General features: G+C 61.8%; 18 protein-coding genes. 12 read left to right on the top strand and 6 right to left on the bottom strand.

Annotated elements, in window-relative coordinates; all coding sequences use genetic code 11:
• Positions 1 to 125: 125 nt before the first annotated feature.
• The 4 genes from rnr (at position 126) to AB5Y47_RS09695 (ending at position 4449) form a co-directional block, all read left to right on the top strand.
• Complete coding sequence (gene rnr / locus AB5Y47_RS09710) at positions 126 to 2519, top strand: ribonuclease R (RefSeq protein ID WP_049636454.1); 2394 nt, start codon at positions 126 to 128, stop codon at positions 2517 to 2519.
• Positions 2516 to 3265 (top strand): 23S rRNA (guanosine(2251)-2'-O)-methyltransferase RlmB, encoded by a 750-nt coding sequence (rlmB, locus tag AB5Y47_RS09705; RefSeq protein ID WP_041214488.1) that lies wholly within the window; start codon positions 2516 to 2518, stop codon positions 3263 to 3265. The genes rnr and rlmB overlap by 4 nt, the downstream gene beginning before the upstream one ends.
• 7 nt (positions 3266 to 3272) lie before the next feature.
• On the top strand, positions 3273 to 3842 hold the full coding sequence (locus tag AB5Y47_RS09700) for a Crp/Fnr family transcriptional regulator (RefSeq protein ID WP_010673116.1): 570 nt from the start codon (positions 3273 to 3275) through the stop codon (positions 3840 to 3842).
• A 151-nt stretch (positions 3843 to 3993) separates the two neighbouring features.
• Positions 3994 to 4449 carry a GNAT family N-acetyltransferase gene (locus AB5Y47_RS09695; protein ID WP_368220194.1) on the top strand — a complete coding sequence of 152 codons (456 nt, stop codon included), beginning with the start codon at positions 3994 to 3996 and terminating at the stop codon, positions 4447 to 4449.
• Positions 4450 to 4636: 187 nt separating this feature from the next.
• Here AB5Y47_RS09695 and AB5Y47_RS09690 read toward each other — a convergent pair whose 3' ends face one another.
• Both AB5Y47_RS09690 and AB5Y47_RS09685 read right to left on the bottom strand, forming a co-directional pair.
• The gene (locus AB5Y47_RS09690) at positions 4637 to 5485 is read right to left on the bottom strand and encodes a hypothetical protein (RefSeq protein WP_368220193.1); all 849 of its coding nucleotides are present in this window, start codon (positions 5483 to 5485) and stop codon (positions 4637 to 4639) included.
• A gap of 100 nt (positions 5486 to 5585) precedes the next feature.
• Positions 5586 to 6809, bottom strand: a complete 1224-nt coding sequence (locus AB5Y47_RS09685) for an Nramp family divalent metal transporter (RefSeq protein ID WP_045523273.1) — start codon at positions 6807 to 6809, stop codon at positions 5586 to 5588.
• Between the two features lie 236 nt (positions 6810 to 7045).
• Between AB5Y47_RS09685 and rpsF the strand changes: the two genes are divergently transcribed.
• The 4 genes from rpsF (at position 7046) to AB5Y47_RS09665 (ending at position 9039) form a co-directional block, all read left to right on the top strand.
• Positions 7046 to 7432, top strand: coding sequence for a 30S ribosomal protein S6 (gene rpsF, locus AB5Y47_RS09680; protein ID WP_005331771.1), 387 nt, complete (start codon positions 7046 to 7048; stop codon positions 7430 to 7432).
• Positions 7433 to 7464: 32 nt separating this feature from the next.
• Positions 7465 to 7695: a 30S ribosomal protein S18 gene (gene rpsR, locus AB5Y47_RS09675; RefSeq protein WP_005313392.1), complete on the top strand. Its 231-nt coding sequence runs from the start codon at positions 7465 to 7467 to the stop codon at positions 7693 to 7695.
• Between the two features lie 52 nt (positions 7696 to 7747).
• On the top strand, positions 7748 to 8194 hold the full coding sequence (gene rplI, locus AB5Y47_RS09670) for a 50S ribosomal protein L9 (RefSeq protein ID WP_010673120.1): 447 nt from the start codon (positions 7748 to 7750) through the stop codon (positions 8192 to 8194).
• Positions 8195 to 8295: 101 nt separating this feature from the next.
• Positions 8296 to 9039: a ferredoxin--NADP reductase gene (locus AB5Y47_RS09665; RefSeq protein ID WP_052814586.1), complete on the top strand. Its 744-nt coding sequence runs from the start codon at positions 8296 to 8298 to the stop codon at positions 9037 to 9039.
• Between the two features lie 54 nt (positions 9040 to 9093).
• Here the strand turns inward: AB5Y47_RS09665 and AB5Y47_RS09660 are convergent, their stop codons facing one another.
• Together AB5Y47_RS09660 and AB5Y47_RS09655 are read right to left on the bottom strand one after the other, a co-directional pair.
• Entirely contained in the window at positions 9094 to 9438 is a 345-nt protein-coding gene (locus AB5Y47_RS09660; RefSeq protein WP_010673122.1) for a hypothetical protein, read from the bottom strand.
• Between the two features lie 25 nt (positions 9439 to 9463).
• The gene (locus AB5Y47_RS09655) at positions 9464 to 9742 is read right to left on the bottom strand and encodes a hypothetical protein (protein ID WP_174722078.1); all 279 of its coding nucleotides are present in this window, start codon (positions 9740 to 9742) and stop codon (positions 9464 to 9466) included.
• 246 nt (positions 9743 to 9988) lie between these two features.
• Here AB5Y47_RS09655 and AB5Y47_RS09650 point away from each other — a divergent pair, with 246 nt between their 5' ends.
• Positions 9989 to 10984, top strand: a complete 996-nt coding sequence (locus AB5Y47_RS09650; protein WP_049636447.1) for a hypothetical protein — start codon at positions 9989 to 9991, stop codon at positions 10982 to 10984.
• 7 nt (positions 10985 to 10991) lie between these two features.
• On the opposite strand, the gene fos is transcribed toward AB5Y47_RS09650, so the two are convergent.
• Together fos and AB5Y47_RS09640 are read right to left on the bottom strand one after the other, a co-directional pair.
• Entirely contained in the window at positions 10992 to 11393 is a 402-nt protein-coding gene (gene fos, locus AB5Y47_RS09645) for a fosfomycin resistance glutathione transferase (RefSeq protein WP_039040005.1), read from the bottom strand.
• A gap of 29 nt (positions 11394 to 11422) precedes the next feature.
• Positions 11423 to 11590, bottom strand: coding sequence for a hypothetical protein (locus AB5Y47_RS09640; protein WP_005308905.1), 168 nt, complete (start codon positions 11588 to 11590; stop codon positions 11423 to 11425).
• Positions 11591 to 11646: 56 nt separating this feature from the next.
• Between AB5Y47_RS09640 and AB5Y47_RS09635 the strand changes: the two genes are divergently transcribed.
• From AB5Y47_RS09635 to AB5Y47_RS09625, 3 genes are read left to right on the top strand one after another with little or no spacing between them, the layout of a single operon-like run.
• On the top strand, positions 11647 to 12621 hold the full coding sequence (locus AB5Y47_RS09635; RefSeq protein ID WP_049636445.1) for an NADP-dependent oxidoreductase: 975 nt from the start codon (positions 11647 to 11649) through the stop codon (positions 12619 to 12621).
• Entirely contained in the window at positions 12618 to 13055 is a 438-nt protein-coding gene (locus AB5Y47_RS09630) for a YqaA family protein (RefSeq protein ID WP_049636444.1), read from the top strand. Before AB5Y47_RS09635 ends, AB5Y47_RS09630 begins: the two co-directional genes overlap by 4 nt.
• A gap of 25 nt (positions 13056 to 13080) precedes the next feature.
• Positions 13081 to 15894, top strand: coding sequence for a pitrilysin family protein (locus tag AB5Y47_RS09625; RefSeq protein WP_049636443.1), 2814 nt, complete (start codon positions 13081 to 13083; stop codon positions 15892 to 15894).
• The last annotated feature ends 31 nt before the right edge of the window (positions 15895 to 15925 follow it).

The raw sequence follows: 15925 nt of genomic DNA, 5'->3' as shown, positions 1-15925 counted from the left end.
AGTCTCACATACCTGCAAACTGTGTCCAGTATGACAGAGAGAATGGCCAAAAGGCAGTCGATGGATGCCATTAGCTCCCCCCTCCGATATAATGTCTGCGTTATTACCTACCCTAAGGCCTGCTTATGTCTCAAAAAGATCCTTTCCTCCAACGCGAGGCCGAAAAATACGAAAACCCCATCGCCAGTCGCGAGATGCTGCTGGAGCTCATCAAGGGCCATGAGAAACCCATGTCCCGGGAAGAGCTGGCCAAGGTCCTCAAGCTGACCGATGAAGAGCCGTTGGAAGCCTTGCGACGTCGTCTGCGTGCCATGGAGCGCGACGGGCAGCTCGTGTTCACCCGCAACCAATGTTACGCCCTGCCGGATCGCCTGAATCTGGTCAAAGGCTATGTGCTTGGCCACAAAGATGGATTCGGTTTTCTGCGCCCCGAGGGTGGTGGAGCGGATCTCTTCCTGAACAACCGCGAGATGCAGCGCCTGATGCATGGCGACTATGCCCTGGTGCAGCCGACTGAGATCGATCGCAAGGGTCGTCAGGAAGCGCGTCTGGTGCGCCTGCTCAAATCCCGCGAGGCGGACATCGTCGGTCGTTACTTCGTCGAGAACGGCGTCGGTTTCGTGGTACCCGATGACAGCCGCATCGGCCAGGACATCATCATCCCGGAAGGGGAGAACAAGGGAGCTCGCCAGAGCCAGGTCGTGGTCGTGCGCATCAACCAGCGCGCCACTGCCCGCTTCAATGCGGTCGGCACCGTCTTGGAAGTCCTGGGTGAGAACATGGCGCCCGGCATGGAGATCGAGATCGCCCTGCGTACCCACGGCATTCCGCACACCTGGCCGGAAGAGGTGACCAAGGAGGTCGCCGGTCTCGGCGAGCAGGTGCCGGAGAAGGCCAAAGAGGGTCGCATCGATCTGCGCGCCCTGCCGTTGGTGACCATCGACGGGGAAGACGCCCGCGACTTTGATGACGCCGTCTTCTGTGAAGCCAAGCGCGGTGGTGGCTGGCGCCTGTGGGTCGCCATCGCGGACGTTTCGGCTTATGTGAAACCGGGCACGGCCCTCGACACCGAAGCCTATCAGCGCGGCAACTCGGTCTACTTCCCCGAGTTCGTGGTGCCCATGCTGCCGGAGGTGCTCTCCAACGGTCTGTGTTCCCTGAACCCGCAGGTCGACCGGCTCTGCATGGTGTGCGAGATGACCATCTCCGCCGCCGGCCGCATGTCCGGCTACAAGTTCTACGAAGCGGTAATGAACTCCCACGCTCGCCTGACCTACACCAAGGTAGCGGCGATCCTGGACGGGGATCCCAAGCTGCGTCAGCAGTATGATCCGCTGGTGGGCCACATCGAGGAGCTGAGCAACCTCTACAAGGCGCTCAAGCATGCCCGTCATCAACGCGGTGCGGTGGAGTTCGAGAGCGAGGAGACCCGCTTCATCTTCAACGCCCAGCGCAAGATCGACCGTATCGTACCGCTGGTGCGCAATGACGCCCACAAGATCATCGAAGAGTGCATGATCCAGGCGAACGTGGCAGCCGCCCGCTACATCGAGAAGAACGAGGCCGCCGCCCTGTTCCGGGTGCACGACCGCCCGGGCGAGGAGCGTCTGACCGGCTTCCGTGACTTCCTGGCCGAACTGGGTCTGGAGCTCAAGGGGGGCCTGGAGCCCGAGCCGAAGGACTTTGCCGACCTGGCCGCCAAATTCGAAGGGCGCCCGGATGCGGAACTGCTCTCCACCATGCTGCTGCGCTCCATGCGTCAGGCCATCTATCAGGCCGACAACATCGGTCACTTCGGCTTGGCCCTGAAGTCCTATGCGCACTTCACCTCGCCAATCCGTCGTTACCCGGATCTCATCCTGCACCGGGCGATCAAGTACCAGACCGCCAAGGAGCAGCAGGCCAACCTGCGCCACAAGTGGACGCCGAGCGGTGGCTACCACTACCAGCTGGAAGAAGTGGACCCGATGGGCGAGCACTGCTCCATGACGGAGCGCCGTGCCGATGATGCCACCCGCGACGTGGCAGACTGGCTCAAGTGCGAGTACATGCTGGATCACGTGGGTGACGAGTTTGACGGCGTCATCGCCAGCGTCACCGGTTTTGGCTTCTTCGTGCGTCTGGCGGAGATCCACATCGACGGTCTGGTGCACGTCAGCACCCTCACCAACGACTACTACCAGTTCGACCCGCTGCACCAGCAGCTGATCGGCGAGAACTTCCGCCGCCGCTACCGTCTGGGTGACAAGGTGCGGGTCAAGGTGATGGGCGTGAACCTGGACGATCGCAAGATCGACTTCGTGATGGTGGAAGAGCCCCTCAAGGCCACCGGCAAGAACGCCAAGGAGATGGCGCGCAAGCAGGCCGAGATCAAGAAAGAGAAGGCCAAGAGCGCCCAGCGCCACGAGAAACGCAAAGAGGGCAAGGAGAGCGGTAAATCCGACAAGGGTGGCCGTGCCAAGCCCAGCAACAGACGACCGAGCAAAAAGGCTCGCGACAAGGCCAAGAGCACTAAATGAGTACTGAACTGATCTACGGCATTCACGCCGTCTCCGCGCTGCTGGAGCGCACCCCCGAGCGCTTCATCGAGGTGTGGGCTCTCAAGGGCCGCGATGACGAGCGGCTGCATCCCCTGCTGGCCGAGCTGGAATCCCTCGGTATCAGGGTGCAGAGCGTGAACCGCAAGACGCTGGATGACAAGGCGGAAGGCAACAATCACCAGGGCATCATGGCCAAGGTGATTGAAGCGCCCAAGCTGGCCGAGCACGACCTGGCCAGCCTGCTGGACGGTCTGGCGGCGCAAGAGACAGCGCCCTTCCTGCTGGTACTGGATGGGGTGACCGACCCGCACAATCTCGGCGCCTGTCTGCGCAGTGCCGATGCGGCCGGGGTACATGCGGTGATCGTGCCGCGGGACAAGGCCACAGGCCTCACGTCCGTGGTGCGCAAGGTCGCCTGTGGCGCCGCCGAAGTGGTGCCGCTCATCCAGGTCACCAACCTGGCCCGCAGCCTGCGCGAGCTGCAGGAGCGCGGCGTCTGGATCGTGGGTACCGCCGGCGAGGCGGATCACGATCTCTATCAGGCCAAACTCACCGGCCCCATGGCGCTGGTGATGGGGGCCGAAGGCAAGGGGATGCGCCGCCTGACCCGCGAACATTGCGACGAGCTGGTGAGCATCCCGATGGCGGGGGCAGTATCCAGCCTCAACGTCTCGGTGGCGAGCGGTGTCTGCCTGTTCGAAGCCGTGCGCCAGCGCCGCGTCTGACAAGACGATGACCGACAGACCCCCCTTTGTCTGGGAACGGGTTGCAGATGAGCAGGAGGCCGAGCGCCTCCTCTCTTTTGTCCGCTCCCTGACCTTGCCCCCTCGCACCTGCCTCTGGCATGCCGGCGACAGTCCGGCGCTGCTGGTCAGAGTGGAGGAGGGGTTGCTGCGGGCCAAGGTGGTGCTGGCGGATGGCCGCGAGTACATCAAGGAGTTCTATTGGGAGGGGGACGAGTTTATCGACTTCCACCACCTGCTCAGTGGTGAGCCCGCCCGCTACAGCGTGGAGGCGCTGGAGCCTTGCCGGCTGCAACTTCTTCCGCTGGCGGATCTGCGCCGACTCCCTTGCTGGCCCGCCTGGTATCACCATCTCCTTGAAGTGCAACTGCGCATCAAGGAGGAGAAAGAGCTGTTGCTGCTGACCGGGGGCCCAGAGGCGCGCTATCAGCATTTTCTGCGAAGCTTCCCCGCGCTGGATGCCAGGGTTCCGGATCACCAGATTGCCGCCTATCTGGGGATCACCCCCATCAGCCTGAGCCGCATCCGCAGGCGGCTGAAAACTCGAGATCAGGGTTGAGCCAGAAGGGATTGCCGATGAACCTGGGCAGAGATCGGCTCTTTGCTGGCCATGTCCGCATTGGATGAGAAGGGGGGCAACTTAACCAAGGTTAATGCCCCTCGTCGGGAGCAAGATTATGCTGTCAGACCCCATTAAACAGGAGTCATTCATGAACTGGAGTATGAAATCCTGGTCCGAGCTGACCACGGATGAATTGTATGAGCTGCTTGCCCTGCGCGCCGAGGTGTTCGTGGTGGAGCAGACCTGTCCCTTCCAGGATCTGGACGGGCTGGATCGCCGTGACGGCGTGCTGCATCTGCTCGGTCGTGAGGGGGATCACCTGGCGGCCTATGCCCGCATCATGACACCCGGCATTGGTGATGACAGCGGCGCCGCCATCGGCCGCGTGGTCACCTCTCCCACGTCGCGGGGGGGCGGACTGGGTCACCGCCTGTTGGCGCAAGCGGTCAGAGAGTGCGAGGCCCGCTGGCCTGCACACAGCATCTGGCTCGGTGCACAGGCCCACCTGCAAGGTTTTTACGGCCAGCATGGTTTCGTGGCCGAAGGGGAAGGGTATCTGGAAGATGACATCCCTCACATGGGGATGCGAAGGGAGCCTGCCTGACATCGTCAGGCGCCAGGAAAGGGGCAAGTGGCCCCTCACCCGTGGTGCATCGCATGGTTTTTTGCTACCCCGTGGCCATGTGGTCGTCAGACCGGGGTGAGATATCGCCGCGCTGATCTGCCTGCGGTCTCTCTGTCGGGACACCGCCCCGGTCAGGGCGGTGCGGCATCAGGAGGGCTGGGGTGGTTCAGGGGGTGACCCGGGTGGTGAGGGTAAATCCCTCTTCACTGGAGGCCAGCGTCACCTGAACCTGGCCCAACTCGGTCAGACTGCCCACATGGGTGCCGCCACAGGGAATGGTGATCTCCCGACCGTCCAGCATACCATGCCAGTAGCGGGAATCGATGATGGCATCACCGGCCCGGCTGCGGCGGATCTCGCCTCCCTCTTTGAGCCAGCGCATCAGCTGCTCGTTGACCTGGATCGCTATCCTGTCGAGGTCGGCCAGCAGTGCCTCGCTGTTAATTCCCTTTTTTCGAAGGCTCTTGCCGATCCGGTACTGCTCCTTTGATCCTCTGGGCTCGACCCGGGAGAGCTGGATGGCGAGGCGGTCGAAATCCGGCTGCCCGAGAGCGTCAAGCTCGCTTGTCTCCTTTCGCCAATAGGGCGTGAGCGCCCGATTGAGGGCCAGTGCCACCAGGTGGCAGGCGCTGTGGCCCAGGCTCAGGGCATGGCGTGCCTCGGCATCCACTGTCAGTTCCACAGGCGAGCCAATGGCAAGGTGATGGGAATCGGCGAGGGGATGCACCACCACGAAAGCCCACCCATCAGCCCCTCGCTTGACCGGAATCTCCGTATCCACGAACAGCTCGCCCTCGGGACTGATGGCGCCCATGCGGCAGGGGCCCACGGCCGCTTCCCCCCCTTCCCAGCGCACTGTGCCCACGTCACCGGGTTGATCGGGCCAGAGGTGGCTCTGGGGATGAAAGGGGGTGAGGTCGGTGACCAGCAGGGTCGGATCCCCCTGTTTGCAACAGACGACGCTGGCCTGTTCCTGATGGTGGCCCAGTACGAAGCTGGCTCGGGTATGTTCCATGGCAGGGCTCCCGCAACGAGATGATGAGAAGGGAAAGGGGCAGCATACGCGAAAGTGCGAAGAGGCTCATCAACTCGGGTCAATGAGCCTCAAGATGGCGTTAGAGGGTGGTAACCAGCAGATAGGCATTGAGGCCGATCACCAGGGCGACGATGAGGCGCCCCACGGCCTGGGTGACGGGGTGATTGCGATGTGCCCCCATCAGGGCGCGATCACCGGTCAGGATCAGCAGCGGAATAAGGGCGAGGGCGATGCCGAAGCTCAGCACTACCTGGCTCAGCACCAGAATTTCCGTGGTGTTGAGACCCATGGCGATCACCACGAAGGCGGGAGCCATGGTGATGGCTCGGCGCAGCCAGAGCGGGATGGTGAAGCGCACGAAGCCCTGCATCACCACTTGGCCGGCCAGCGTGCCCACCACGGTAGAGCTGATGCCGGAGGCGACCAGGGAGAGGCCGAACAGGGTGGCGGCTGCCGGTCCCAGCAGGGGCGTGAGGGTCTGGTAGGCCGATTCCAGCTCGGCCACCTGCTGGTTGCCGGAGCTGTGGAAGGCGGCCGCCGCCATGGCCATCATGGCCAGGTTGACGAAGCCGGCGATGGTCATGGCGATGGCCACGTCGACCCGGGTGCTGTGCAGTCGCTGGGTCACCGTGCCCTGCTCCTGGGTGTGCTGGGTCAGGGCCGAGTGGAGATAGATGACATGGGGCATCACGGTGGCACCAAGCACGCCGGCAGCAAGATAGACAGCATCACCATTGGGGAGACCGGGGAAGAGTGCCCCTTCCAGCAGACTCGGCAGATGGGGGCGCGAGAACACCAGCTCGACGATGTAGGCGGCGGCCACGAACAGCAGCAGGCCCCCCACCACGAACTCCAGCGGCTTCTGGCCGCGGGATTGCAACATCAGGATCCCCCAAGTGACCACCGCGGTGATGCAGGCACCTTCCAGCAGGGTGATGCCGAGCAGCAGCTTGAAGCCGACCGCAGCGCCGATGAACTCGGCGAGATCGGTGGCCATGGCGATGATCTCGGCCTGCACCCAATAGGCCCAGACTGCGGGCCTGGGCAGGCGATCACGAATGTGTTCCGCCAGGTTCTTGCCAGTGACGATACCGAGCTTGGCCGAGAGGGTCTGCACCAGCATGGCCATCAGATTGGCCCACACCACTACCCACAGCAGTTGATAGCCGAAGGTGGAGCCGGCTTGGATATTGGTCGCAAAATTGCCCGGGTCGATATAACCGATGGCGGCGATGAAGGCGGGGCCGAGCAGGGTCAGCTTGAATTTGCGGGCCGGGATGGCCGTGGTGAGCGCAGGTTGCATACTGTCATCCTCCGTGGGGATATGAGGAGAGTATGGATCTAAATGATAATTGTTATCAATTAAAGTTTTGTATCGGGCTCATCGAGAAAAACATCTCGCTTCGTCAGTTGCAGTGGGAGAGGTGATTTCGTACAATACGCCGCCCTAGAAAGCAGCGTCTAAACATCACTATGTTCCTTGCCTCCGAGGTCTGGCTGCACCTGGGCGGAGGCTGAATTAATCCGTAAGGAGCTAAAATGCGTCATTACGAAATCGTCTTCATGGTTCATCCGGACCAGAGCGAGCAAGTACCTGGCATGATCGAGCGTTACACCGGCGCTATCACCACCGCTGGTGGTACCATTCATCGCCTGGAAGATTGGGGCCGTCGTCAACTGGCTTACCCGATCGACAAGCTGCACAAGGCTCACTACGTTCTGATGAACGTAGAAGCTGAACAGGCCGTTATCGATGAGCTGGAAACCAACTTCCGCTTCAACGATGCCGTTATCCGCAACATGATCATGCGCACCAAGCACGCCGTGACTGAAGTTTCTCCGATGGCCAAGGCCAAGGAAGAGCGCTTCACCCGTCGTGACGACGAGCGTCGCGAAGATGCTGTTGAAGCGTCTTCCGAAGAGTAATTCTTAGATCACCGCATTAGAGGATAAAGGCCATGGCACGTTATTTCCGTCGTCGTAAGTTCTGCCGCTTCACCGCCGAGAACGTTACCGAGATCGACTACAAAGATATCGTTACTCTGAAAAACTACGTCACTGAATCTGGCAAGATCGTACCGAGCCGTATCACCGGTACCCGCGCCAAGTATCAGCGTCAGCTGGCACGCGCCATCAAGCGTGCTCGTTACCTGGCTCTGCTGCCGTACACCGATCTGCACAACAAGTAAGAATCGGCCCGGCGCTTACGCCTAACTCAACGAAATTTATAGAGGAAAGGTAATGCAAGTTATCCTGCTCGATAAGATCGCCAAACTGGGCGGTCTGGGTGACCAAGTTTCCGTAAAAGCTGGTTATGCCCGTAACTACCTGATCCCGCAAGGCAAAGCTGTTATGGCCACCAAGGCCAACATCGAAGCCTTCGGTGCTCGTCGCGCTGAGCTGGAAGCCAAACTGGCTGCCAACAAGGCTGCTGCCGAAGAGCGCGCTGCCAAGCTGGGTGAGCTGGCTGCCGTTGTCATCGCCTCCAAGTCTGGCGACGAAGGCAAGCTGTTCGGTTCCATCGGTACCCGTGACGTGGCTGAAGCCATCACTGCTGCCGGCGTAGCCGTTGCCAAGAGCGAAGTCCGCATGGGCAACGTTCTGCGTAACACCGGTGAGTACGAAGTTGTTGTTCAGCTGCACGCTGACGTCAAAGCAACCGTACAAATCCAGGTTGTTGCTCTGTAATAGCGTTCAGCTCTTGCAGAAAAACCCGCGCACATGCGCGGGTTTTTTATTTTCAGATCAAGGGGTAAAGTGAAGGTCTGTTCCTCTGGAGGAGAACCTTTATGGCTGCCTGGGTCGAAGGTCGGGTCATCGAGCGCATCGAGTGGACACCCACCCTGCTCTCCCTGCGTGTGGAGGCGGAACTTGCCCCCTACAAGGCGGGTCAATTCACCAAGCTGGCCCTGGAGCAGGGCGAGCGTCGCGTCCAGCGTGCCTACTCCTTCGTCAATCCTCCCGGCACGCCCTATCACGAATTCTATCTGGTGGAGATCCCCGGCGGTGAACTGAGCCCCTCTCTCGGTTCCCTGCAGGTGGGCGACGGCCTGCTGGTGCAGTCCCAGGCCACCGGTTTTCTGACCCTGGATGAGATTCCCCCGGGACGGGATCTCTGGCTGCTCTCAACCGGCACCGCCATCGGCCCCTTCCTCGCCATGCTGGCAGAAGGACAGGTCTTCGACCGCTTCGAGCATCTGGTGCTGGTACATGGGGTGAGAAAAGGGGAAGAGCTCAGCTATCAGCCGCTTATCGCCAGTTTTGCCGAGCAGCATGGCGAGCGTTTTCGCTATGTTCCCTTCGTCAGTCGTGAGACCTGGCCGGAGGCGATGGCAGGGCGCATCCCGGCAGCCATCGTCGATGGCAGCTTGCAGGCGAGGGTGGGGCTGAACTTCTCCCCCGAGTTGAGCCAAGTGATGATCTGCGGCAACCCCGCCATGGTGAAAGAGACTCAGCAGACCCTGCTCGGGCTGGGGCTTGCCAAGAACCTGCGTCGCGCCCCCGGCAATATCAGCATGGAAAACTACTGGTAGGGGACATGACTCCAGGGGCCACAGGCCCCTCAACCATGTCCATGGGCATGCTGGTCAGTGTTTTTGGTGGCCGTTGCCGCCGTGCTTGTTCCTGGGCTTGTCATGGCCCTGACCCGGGTTGTTGCCACTGTGAATGCTGCGGTTGTAATGGTCGCGGTATTTGCCATCCATGTTGTCGCAGTTGAGCTGGATGCGGCTGGTCCGGGTGCTGACATCCAGGCAGTTGTGCTGCCACCACTCGTACTCCTTGTCGTCCCAATCCAGGCTTACCCGGCCCTGGTCGGTGGAGATCCGGATGTCGTCATCGTGTTTGGAAGGGGGGGCAGCAAAGGCCATTCCCTGAACCAGAAGCAGGGAGAGCAGCAGTGCGCCGCGGGAAGTCATGGTCATGTGGGTCATCGCATCAAGGCTCCTGTCAGGGGGATCATTGATCCGGTTGCGTGCTGATCTGGTTGGTGCTGGGGGGCTGGTTGCGCTGCGTCTCGTCCTCCAGACTGAGGTTGATCCTCTTGCAGTCGGCGGCGGCCGTGTCACCGCTCCCGAGATCGAAGCAGTTGCTCTGGGACCAGTCAAACTGCGTGTCATTCCAGTCCAGATTGAAGGTCAGCGCATCCACGGAGAAGGTCTGGCTCCCTTCGTCCTGTGCCAGGGCGCTACCAGTGATCAGAAAAAGAGAGAGCAACAAAGCCGTCGTTCTGTTCATGATGTCCTCGAGTCGTGTTCGGTGGAAATGAGTGTAATGCGGCGGGCTTAACCCGAGCATAACCGCAGATGTCCTTCAGGTACGGGGTCGATTGTAGTGTTTTTCTGCTGCCGATTTGCACGTTTTGGTCGCACTCTGGGCAGCTGATCGTCCATCGGCGGGAATTCGGGGATTTGCCCTTCTCTCCGGGGGAGTGGCGACTATAATCGGCAGCCAACTTTTCCTGCAGATGTTTCCCGCTTCATCATGACTACACAGGCTTGCGCCGCATTGCGTTACCCCAAGGGATGGTTCGCCCTCACGACAGTCTACAGTTTTACCGGGCTGGCCATTCTGGCTTCCATCGTCTTCTCCCTGCTGCTGTTTCTCTCCATCGACGAAAACCCCCTGATGAAGTGGCTGTTCGGCGGGCTGGCCATCATCTTCGAGCTGGGCAAGTTCTACGTCTGGTACGAGTACGGCGAGTGCAAGGCGAGGCGGGATCTGGGCGGCGCCTTCTGGTCGCTGCTGTTCTACAGCGTGCTGGCCGCCATCTCCATCGGGGGCAGTATCGGCGGCATCAACAGCGCCACCAACACCATCCTGAGCCAGCAGGCGCGTCACGAGCGGGAGATAGCCCGTTTCGACGAGCAGATAGCCAGCATAGAGCGGCAGATCCAGCTCAACGAAGAGGCGGCCCGCAAATACATCGAGATGGCGCGTATCTCGAGCGGCGTCAGCGGTCTGCAGCAGGCCAACACCAAGCTCAGGCTGCGTCAGGACGAGCTGCGCCAGGAGCGGGACGCCAAGCCGCTGGGGGAGCAGTCCTCCATGCTGGGGCTGATGAGCAGTCTGGCGGACGGGGTGGGCATGAGCATCGGCCAGGTGCAGTTCCTGCTGGTCTGCTTCCTGTCTATCCTGCTCGATGCGTTTGGTGCCTTTTTCGTCAGCCTGATCGGTGAGGAGAACCGCTTCCGCCGTCAATGGATGTGGCAACGGGAGAAGGCGCAAGCCGAGGCCCGGGTCGCAGTGCCGACCCCGGAGCCGCCAGCCATCAGCAGACCCATGCCCGAGCCAGCCGTGGTCGCCCAGGTGCGCGGCGCGCTGGAGAGCGGCGAGCTCAAATGCAGCAAACGCAAGGTGGCAGAGGCATTGTCACTGTCTCTGGAGGAGGTGGACCGGGTGTTCCAGCATCTGCTGGCGCAGGGCGTGCTGGGGCAGGGCAGCAATCGTCACTACCATCTTCGTGCCGAGCAGGGGTGAATTCGGCTCAGTCGAACCAGATAAGACCCTCATAGGGTTGCTGTCTGAGAGAGGCGAGGCGGCTATCCAGGTTGCCTGCATGGATTTCCAGTCGGTGCCCGTCGGGATCCAGCAGATAGAGTGAATCCCCTTCGCTGCTGTTCTTCTTCCACTCCACGACGCCCGCCGCGCGCAGACGGGCGCAGAAGGCTGGAAACTGTTCAGGCGAGATGCCAAACGCGACATGGCTGTAATCTCTGGCCGGTTGGGGAGGATCGCAGGAGAGACAGAGCCAGAGATCGCCGAGGGTGAGATAGGCTCCCCGTGCCCATCTCACCCTGGGGCGACATCCCAGCAAGTCGACATAAAAGGCAACGCTGCTGTCGAGATCGCCGGTTGCCAGCGTGAGATGGTTCAGTCCATGCAGCATCTTCTCTTCTTCCCCCTTGTCCCCGAACCCTAGTGAGTGAGCACCATCATCAGGCTGAGGAAGGCGGCAAGCCCGCCGCCGATGCCGATGATCCAGTAAAAGCCCTTGGCCCCCTGTTTGAGCGGAATGCGGAAGTAGAGCAGAAACGCCCACCACCCCAGGGCCAGCAACAGAGGAATAAGAAACATTCGAGCCATGGTGTCCTCGCTGTTATTCTGTTGACCCTTGATCAATCAACAGGATGGATTGTGCAATGACGCAGCTACAGATTACCGCATTCGGCGACCCCTCGGTACTCAGGCTCAACCCTTCCCTGGACAAGGTGCCCGCGGAGGGAGAGGTCCGGGTGCGCATCTGCTTTGCGGGGGTCAACCCCATCGATGCCAAGACCCGGGCCGGTCTCGGCTGGGCGGCCGCCCAGAACAAGGACAACCTGCCCTGGACGCCGGGTTATGACGTGGCCGGCGTGGTGGAAAAGGTGGGGCCCGGCGTGACCTCCCTGGCCGAGGGGGATCAGGTGTGCGGCATGGTGGGTTTCCCCCTCGCCGCCGGTGCATATGCCGAATCCGTGGTGGCCCGCGAGGAGGAGCTGGTCAAGCTCGATGGGGTGAGCCTCAGGCAGGGAGCGGCCCTACCGCTGGCGGGTCTCACCGCCTGGCAGGGGCTGCTGGAGCACGGTGGCCTGCAGTCGGGGCAACGGGTACTGATCCTGGCCGGTGCCGGTGGCGTCGGCCACCTGGCGGTGCAGTTTGCCGCCGCCTATGGTGCCCACGTGGTTGCCACGGCAAGCGGCGACAATCACAGCTTCCTTCATAGTCTCGGGGCGAGCCGGATGGTGGATTACCACCAGGCCGGGTGGTGCACCGAAGCGATCACCGATGGTCCGTTCGATCTGGTGCTGGATCTGGTGGGGGGCGAGAGCGGCAAGGCGGCGCTGGCCTGCGTCAAGCCGGGCGGCCGTCTGGTGACGGTCCCCACCATCACGGCCCAGCAGATCAAGGACGCGGGGGCCGAGCTTGGCGTCGAGGTTGTCGGCATGCTGGTCCATCCCGATCGAACGCAGCTGACCCAGATGCTGACGCTGCTTCGCCAGGGGGAGGTGAAGATCACTGTCTCTGGTGAATACACGCTGGCAGAAGGGGCGCTGGCCCATCAGGCCATCGAGCAGGGCCATGTGCGCGGCAAGCTGTTGCTGCGCATGTCCGCCGCAGACGGCCAGCCCGGATGATAGACTTCACCGGGATGGGGCTGGGAGGGTTGTTTCTGAGCGCCTTCACCTCCGCCACCCTGTTGCCCGGCAGCTCGGAAGTGCTGCTGGGCGCCATGGCGGCCAAGGGGGAGTGGAGCATGACCAGCCTGCTTTTCTGGGCGACGCTGGGCAATACCCTGGGTTCCATGACCACCTGGTGGCTCGGCTGGCTCGCCACCCACAAGAAAAAACCGGAAGATTTTCAAGACCGTGGGGAACAAAAAGCCCTTGGTTGGCTCAAACGTCATGGCCACTGGTGTCTGCTGCTTGCCTGGACGCCTGTGGTCGGCGATGGTCTCTGTCTGCTGGCTGGTTGGCTGCGCCTCTCCTTCTGGCGCTCCCTCATCTTGATCGGGCTCGGCAAATTGCTTCGTTATGCCCTGGTGTTTCTGCTGGCCAGTCAGATCTTCTAGCCCTTTTGTCACTCACGAGGTACCCGTGAACAAACTCATTCCATTAAGCATGCTGCTGGGCTTCTCCCTTCCCGTGCTGGCGGCCCCGACCCTGGTGTCCGAGCAGGTCAAGCAGGAGGGCAAGCTCGGCATTCCCTACCAGATGTACAAGCTGGACAACGGTTTGACCGTGATCCTGGCCCCCGACCACTCCGATCCCCTGGTGCATCTGGACGTCACCTATCACGTCGGTTCCTCCCGGGAAACCGTGGGCAAGTCGGGCTTTGCCCACTTCTTCGAGCACATGATGTTCCAGGGCTCCAAGCACGTTGGTGATCAGGAACACATGCGGATCATCAACGAGGCGGGCGGTGACATGAACGGCACCACCAACAAGGACCGTACCAACTACTACGAAACCGTGCCGGCCAACCAGCTGGAGAAGGTGCTCTGGCTGGAGGCGGATCGCATGGGCTTCCTGCTCGATGCGGTGAGCCAGAAGAAGTTCGAGATCCAGCGCGCCACCGTCAAGAACGAACGGGCCCAGCGTATCGACAACCAGCCTTATGGCCTGGTGGGCGAGCGGGTGGGGGAGGCACTCTATCCGCGCACCCACCCCTACTCCTGGCAACCCATCGGTTATGTGGAGGATCTCGACCGGGTCGACGTCAACGACCTCAAGCAGTTCTTCCTGCGCTGGTACGGCCCCAACAACGCGACCCTGACCCTGGGCGGCGACTTTGATACCAAGCAGGCGCTGGCCTGGATTGAACAGTACTTCGGTTCTATCCCGCGCGGTCCGGACGTGGCCGAACCGACGCCTCAGCCTGCCACCCTGCCGGCAACCCGCTACGTGACGCTGGAAGACAAGGTACATCTGCCGCTCCTGTATATCAGCTATCCGACCGTCTCCCTGGGTGACCCGCAGGAGCCGGCGCTGGACATCTTTGCCGATGTGTTGGGGGGCTCTGCCAGCTCCATGCTCTACCAGTCCCTGGTGAAAACCGGCAAGGCCATCGAGGCGGGCGCCTCCCACTCCTGCGAAGAGCTTGCCTGTACCCTGACGGTCTATGCCTACCCCAATCCGGCGGCGGATGGCAGCCTCAAGACCCTCAAGGGCGAGGTGGACAAGGTGATCGGCGAGTTCGCCCAGCGCGGCATCAAGCCCGCGGATCTGGAGAAGGCCATCAGCAGCTATCGCGCGTCCGCCATCTGGGGACTCGACAGCATCGAGGGCAAGGTCAGCCAGCTTGCCATGGGGCAGGTGCTGGCCCGGGATCCCGACTATGTGTTCAAGAATCTGGATGCCATCGCCCGGGTCAAGGGGTCTGACGTCAAGGCTGCCTACGACAAGTTCATCCAGAACAAGCCTGCCGTGGTGCTGAGCGTGGTGCCCAAGGGCAAGAGCGACTGGCAGGCCGCGACCCCGAACTTCACTCCCGCCAAGCGGGAGCTGCCGGATTACAGCAAGCATGACAAGGTGCTGGCCGAGCGGCCGGTGAAAGATGACTTCGATCGCAGCGTGCAGCCCAAGGCGGCCGATGCGGTGAGCGTCAAGGTGCCCGCCATCTGGCGTGGCAAGCTCGACAAGGGGATCGATATCATCGGCACCCACAGCGACGAGATCCCGGCCGTCTCCATCATGATCGCCCTGCCGGGTGGCATCCGGGCCGAAGGCAAGGGAGAGCTGGGGCTGGCCAGCCTCACCGCCGCCATGCTGGAGCAGGGGACGACGCGCCTCTCCGAGGCCGAGCTGAGCGACGAGCTGCAAAAACTCGGCGCCAGCATCAGCGTCTCCAGCGCCCAGTACAACAACCTCATCACCATCAGCAGTCTGGCGGACAAGCTGCCTGAAACCCTGGCGCTGGTGCGGGAAGTGCTGCTGCAACCCGGCCTGCGGGAAGCGGACTTCGAGCGGCTCAAGACCCAGATGCTGCAAGGCATGAAACAGAGCGAGCAGCAACCCGAGTGGCTGGCGGGTCAGGCGTTCCGCGAACTGGTCTATGGCAAGCAGAACCGCCTCGGCCAACCCTCTGACGGGGTGCTGGCGGACGTGGAGAAGCTGACCCTGGCGGATGTGAAGCGCTTCTATGAGGCCTATTACAATCCGACCAATGCCAAGGTGGTGGTGACAGGTGATGTGACTGCCCAGCAGGTGGAATCCGGTCTCGCCTTCCTGACCCAGTGGCAGGGGGCCGCCCCGACCCTGGGGGATCTCAAGCCCAGGGGAGAGCAGGCCAAGCCAGGCATCTATCTGGTGGACAAGCCGGGAGCCCCCCAGTCGGTGATCCGCATCGGCCGCCGCGCCATGCCGTTTGACACCACGGGAGACTATTTCATCGCCAACCTGATGAACTTCAACCTGGGTGGCAACTTCAACAGCCGCATCAACCTTAACCTGCGGGAAGACAAGGGCTACACCTATGGTGCCAGCTCGGGCTTCCAGGCCAACCGCGAGGCGGGTATCTTCGCGACCGGCGCCAATGTGCGCACCGATGCGACCGTGGATGCCATCCGCCAGTTCCTCAAGGAGATGGACGGCTACCGCAAGAGCGGGCCGACCCCGGTGGAGCTGGCCTACATGCGCAGCGCCGTCTCCCAGCAGGATGCGCTCTCCTACGAGACCCTGGGGCAGAAGGCTGGCTTCCTGCTGCAGATGATCATGTACGACCTGAAGCCGGACTATGTGCAGGCCCAGAACAACCTGATCAAAACGGTGTCACCCGAGACGCTGAAGGCCAGTGCAGCCCGCTGGCTGGATCCGGCCGAGATGGTGATTGTGGTGGTGGGAGACAAGCAAAAGCTTGAAAAACCCCTGAGCGAGCTTCATCTTCCCATCTATCCACTGCAACTGCCCTGAGGGGCGTCGCAACAATAAGTGCCGCCCCGGG

It is taken from the genome of Aeromonas sp. R7-2, from assembly GCF_040908105.1.
Classification (GTDB): Bacteria; Pseudomonadota; Gammaproteobacteria; order Enterobacterales; family Aeromonadaceae; genus Aeromonas; species Aeromonas caviae.
Note: the sequence above shows the minus strand (reverse complement) of the source record. Positions and strands in the feature narration are given on the sequence as shown.

Bases quoted from the DNA above. Each gene is read 5' to 3' on its own strand.
- AB5Y47_RS09695 (WP_368220194.1), top strand. From the start codon at position 3,994: ATGAACTGGAGTATGAAATCCTGGTCCGAGCTGACCACGGATGAATTG.
- rplI (WP_010673120.1), top strand. From the start codon at position 7,748: ATGCAAGTTATCCTGCTCGATAAGATCGCCAAACTGGGCGGTCTGGGT.
- AB5Y47_RS09690 (WP_368220193.1), bottom strand. From the start codon at position 5,485: ATGGAACATACCCGAGCCAGCTTCGTACTGGGCCACCATCAGGAACAG.
- AB5Y47_RS09650 (WP_049636447.1), top strand. From the start codon at position 9,989: ATGACTACACAGGCTTGCGCCGCATTGCGTTACCCCAAGGGATGGTTC.
- AB5Y47_RS09685 (WP_045523273.1), bottom strand. From the start codon at position 6,809: ATGCAACCTGCGCTCACCACGGCCATCCCGGCCCGCAAATTCAAGCTG.
- AB5Y47_RS09655 (WP_174722078.1), bottom strand. From the start codon at position 9,742: ATGAACAGAACGACGGCTTTGTTGCTCTCTCTTTTTCTGATCACTGGT.
- AB5Y47_RS09630 (WP_049636444.1), top strand. From the start codon at position 12,618: ATGATAGACTTCACCGGGATGGGGCTGGGAGGGTTGTTTCTGAGCGCC.
- rpsF (WP_005331771.1), top strand. From the start codon at position 7,046: ATGCGTCATTACGAAATCGTCTTCATGGTTCATCCGGACCAGAGCGAG.
- AB5Y47_RS09635 (WP_049636445.1), top strand. From the start codon at position 11,647: ATGACGCAGCTACAGATTACCGCATTCGGCGACCCCTCGGTACTCAGG.
- AB5Y47_RS09660 (WP_010673122.1), bottom strand. From the start codon at position 9,438: ATGACCCACATGACCATGACTTCCCGCGGCGCACTGCTGCTCTCCCTG.
- AB5Y47_RS09665 (WP_052814586.1), top strand. From the start codon at position 8,296: ATGGCTGCCTGGGTCGAAGGTCGGGTCATCGAGCGCATCGAGTGGACA.
- fos (WP_039040005.1), bottom strand. From the start codon at position 11,393: ATGCTGCATGGACTGAACCATCTCACGCTGGCAACCGGCGATCTCGAC.
- AB5Y47_RS09700 (WP_010673116.1), top strand. From the start codon at position 3,273: ATGACCGACAGACCCCCCTTTGTCTGGGAACGGGTTGCAGATGAGCAG.
- rlmB (WP_041214488.1), top strand. From the start codon at position 2,516: ATGAGTACTGAACTGATCTACGGCATTCACGCCGTCTCCGCGCTGCTG.
- rpsR (WP_005313392.1), top strand. From the start codon at position 7,465: ATGGCACGTTATTTCCGTCGTCGTAAGTTCTGCCGCTTCACCGCCGAG.
- rnr (WP_049636454.1), top strand. From the start codon at position 126: ATGTCTCAAAAAGATCCTTTCCTCCAACGCGAGGCCGAAAAATACGAA.
- AB5Y47_RS09640 (WP_005308905.1), bottom strand. From the start codon at position 11,590: ATGGCTCGAATGTTTCTTATTCCTCTGTTGCTGGCCCTGGGGTGGTGG.